The sequence below is a fragment of the Donghicola eburneus genome (assembly GCF_900115865.1).
GTDB classification, from domain to species: domain Bacteria; phylum Pseudomonadota; class Alphaproteobacteria; order Rhodobacterales; family Rhodobacteraceae; genus Donghicola; species Donghicola eburneus.
In genome coordinates, this window is record NZ_FOXY01000044.1 from 1 (window position 1) to 3,389 (window position 3,389).

A 3,389-nucleotide genomic window follows, 5' to 3' on the forward strand; every position below is an offset into this window, starting at 1 on the left:
AATTATGCAGGGCGCATGATTATGCGGAGTCCGCAGCGGCAACGGCTTGCCGACTGCGGTGTTTTTAGCAGAAATCACTCGACATAATCTGCTGATCGGCCGACGGACTTCAGCATAGCCAGCAGCTCGTCGGGAGCGCGGAAGCGACCCGGCTTTAGTGACGGCGGCGCCATCGCAGCGAGCGCCTCGAGCTTCTCGGTCGGGTCGGCTCGCAGGTAGACTTCCGTGCTTTGGAGGCTGGCGTGACCGAGCCAAAGCGAGACTTTGCGGACATCCCGGGTCGCCTGCAGCGTGTGCATGGCGCAGGTGTGACGCAGAACATGGGGGGTGACGCGCTTGTCGGAAATGGAGGGCTGCTTTTGCGCCGCGGTAACGACGTGCTTGGTCAGAATGTACTCGAACCCGGACCGAGTCATCGCACGTCCTTTCGCATTGAGAAAGAGTTCGGCGTCGCCACTCGCCGGGCGGGCCGCCAGCCAAGCCTTCAGCGCCGCTGCAGTTTCCTTCCAGAGGGGCAGCACGCGTTCGCGGCGTCCTTTGCCCATGACGTGGATGCTGGCGGCCGCCTGACGGTCAATCTGGTCGGTGCGGAGACTGACGAGTTCGGATACGCGCAGCCCGGCAGCGAAGGCCAGATGCAGCATCGCCCGATCGCGGAGGCCGGAGACCCGGCGCGTGTCCGGAGCGTCGAGCAGAGCCTGCATCTCTTCGCGGGTGAGATGACTGACGAGGGTCTCGTCAACCTTCTTCATCGGGAGTGCCCGGGTCCGGTGCGCCTGATCCAGACAAGACGGAAGCCGATACTCGAGGAAGCGGAAGAAAGCTTTGATGGCGGCAAGCCGGGCGTTGCGGGTGCGCGCCGAGTTGCCGCGACTGTCCTCAATGTACTCCAGGAAAGCGAGAATGAGTGGAGGATCGAGCTGTTCAATCTGCATGCTGGACGGGGTGGCCCGCAACCGAGCCGCCGCGAAGGAAAGCAGCAGCTGAAAGCTGTAGGCGTAGGCCGCGCATGTATGCGGACTCGCCCGCCTCTCGTGCGGCAAGTGCGCGCGCAAGAAAGCGGTGAGATGCGGAGCCAGCGCGGTCATGAGACAGCTCCTTTATGCATGGCCTCGCTAGCCGCAGCGATCTGCCTCATGAGGATTGGTGTCGCCTGCAGGTACCAATAGGTGTCGGTGACGTGGGCATGGCCGAGGTAGGTGCTGAGGGCTACGATATGGCGGTCGACAGCATCGCGATTTTGCCCGCACTGTTCCAAGGATCGAACGGCAAAGGTGTGCCGAAGATCATGAATACAGGGCCCCGGCTGGCCGGGGCCTCCGCGCAGGCCGATCGAGCGCGCGAGCTGGAGAAAAACGGCTATCACGGTACTGTAGGCTGGCGGCGTGCCTGCTGCGGAAACGAACAGCGCGCTATTCAATGTCCCGACCCGGCGGCGCGCCAGCAAATAGCGATCCAAGGCGTCCCATGTCGTTCGATGGAGTGGCAGCAACCGGCTCTTCTGGAACTTTGTCTGCCGGATGAGCAAGCCATCGGCAATTACATCATCGAGCCGAAGAGCGAGAGCTTCAGAAATGCGCATGCCGGTTGCGGCAAGCAAGCCGAACAGGGTCTCGTACATCTGCGGCCTGATCGAACTCGTCGGTTTGAGTGAAGAGGCAGCCTGCATCAGTGCGGCGATCTCGTCCGCGCTGTAGATATACGGAATCCGTCGCTCCGATGGGCCGTGGCCCAGAGCGTCAGCGGGCGGGATCTCATGACGCCGGTTCTCGGCCGACAGCGCCAGTGCGAAACGGCGAACTGTTAGCAATCGGTTGCGGCGCTGCCGTGGCGAAGGCGCGAACGCCGCCCATTCAAGCACGCGCGCAGTATGAACATACCGATCGCCACGCCCCTCCGCGAAGGCAACGAAACTCTTCAACAGGGTATGCTGTACCCGGAACTTGAACCCCAGCTTATGTTGAAGTTCCGCATGGTTTGCGAGGTTCTGGCTCAGCATGCTGCACCTCCCGGCCAAGGCTGGGCAACCCGAAGCAGCATACTAACGTCCACCTTCGCGTAATGGGCGGTCGTGTCGACCGACCGATGGCGCAGCACGGTTCCGATCATATCCAAAGTGGCACCGCCCCGAAGCATGCTTGTCGCAGCCGAGTGACGGAGCAAGTTGGTACCCCGGGATGGGGCATTCTCGATACCCGCACTCCCAAGCGCATGATTAACGATGCTTGATACACTTGAGCCTGCTAATGGCCGAAAGGGGGCAACGGTGCGCAGGAAGATCTGGTCGCAGGCAACTTGGGGGCGCACATCACGCAGATAGCCAATGATCGCGTCGCCGGCGTCCTGGGGCAGCGGAAGCCGGATCTCGCGGCGTCCTTTGCCGCGGACACGCAGGGTTCCCTCTCGCCAGTCGATGTCGTCGAGACGCATGTCCGAAATGTCGCCGGCGCGCAGCCCCAGACGGGCAAGTAACAGCAGCACCGCGCGGTCGCGGGTTCCCTTCGGCGTCGTGACATCGCATGATGCAATCATCCGATCAACCTCAGCTGAGGAGATAAAGCGTGGCAATGTCGACAGCCGCCATTGCGGAATGATCGGTATGGCCCGATCGAGCCCCGGTCGGCATAAACCTTGGGCAGCCAGGTATTTGAGATACCCCCGCAGTGCCATTGTCATCGTTTTGAGGTTTGATCGCGAACTTCGCTGCGCTTGCTCCATGATCACTTGCCGAATGAGACCGGCATCGTATTGCTCTGGTTCAGGGCCCAAGGCGGGAAGCAATCGGACGACCATTCGGCCATGGCGATGGATTATGCGCTCCGAAATACCCCGGTGCCGTCTCAGCCAAGTCTGAAAGGCCAGGATCTGGTCGTCGTGGGCGCACTTCACTTCCTCTTTCAATGGCGCCACTTGCCCGCATTCCACGAGGAAATCCAAGAACCGCCGGACCCGGTTCACGTATTTGGTGGACAGGCGAGCGGTACGTCGGCCACCAGGGCAACGGCATCGATGCCGCGCGAAACGGCCCACGACACCTTCATCGATCTCATCGACTGCGATCTTGCTGCTCTGCAGCCAGTGTCCGAAGTGCCGAGCTGAGGCTTCGTAGCCTGACACTGTCAGGCGGCTATGCCCCAGGTTCAACAAGCTGATCGCGAATTCCTCCACGAACGGCCTCAAGGCACCAGGGTTCATCAGCTGAACGCAAGCTGGCAATACTTCCATCGACTTTGGCATATGTGGTCTCCTCTCAACGTCAAAGCAATGCCGAGAGACGACACTAATTATGCATAGCGAGATAGATGGGCGAGCGCTATAACCTACAGAAAAAGAAAAAGAAAAATTGCCTCTGCTTGCGGACTCCGCATAATCATGCGCCCTGCATAATT

3 protein-coding genes are annotated in these 3,389 nt (G+C 60.7%); all 3 read right to left on the minus strand.

Annotation, left to right across the window (positions count from 1 at the left end):
- Window positions 1-74: 74 nt before the first annotated feature.
- The 3 genes from BM225_RS21385 to BM225_RS22255 are packed head-to-tail and all read right to left on the minus strand — an operon-like array spanning window position 75 to window position 3,237.
- Entirely contained in the window at window positions 75-1,088 is a 1,014-nt protein-coding gene (locus BM225_RS21385) for a tyrosine-type recombinase/integrase (RefSeq protein ID WP_092465528.1), read from the minus strand.
- On the minus strand, window positions 1,085-1,999 hold the full coding sequence (locus BM225_RS21390) for a tyrosine-type recombinase/integrase (RefSeq protein ID WP_092465529.1): 915 nt from the start codon (window positions 1,997-1,999) through the stop codon (window positions 1,085-1,087). The genes BM225_RS21385 and BM225_RS21390 overlap by 4 nt, the downstream gene beginning before the upstream one ends.
- Complete coding sequence (locus tag BM225_RS22255) at window positions 1,993-3,237, minus strand: tyrosine-type recombinase/integrase (protein WP_092465530.1); 1,245 nt, start codon at window positions 3,235-3,237, stop codon at window positions 1,993-1,995. The genes BM225_RS21390 and BM225_RS22255 overlap by 7 nt, the downstream gene beginning before the upstream one ends.
- Between the last annotated feature and the right edge of the window lie 152 nt (window positions 3,238-3,389).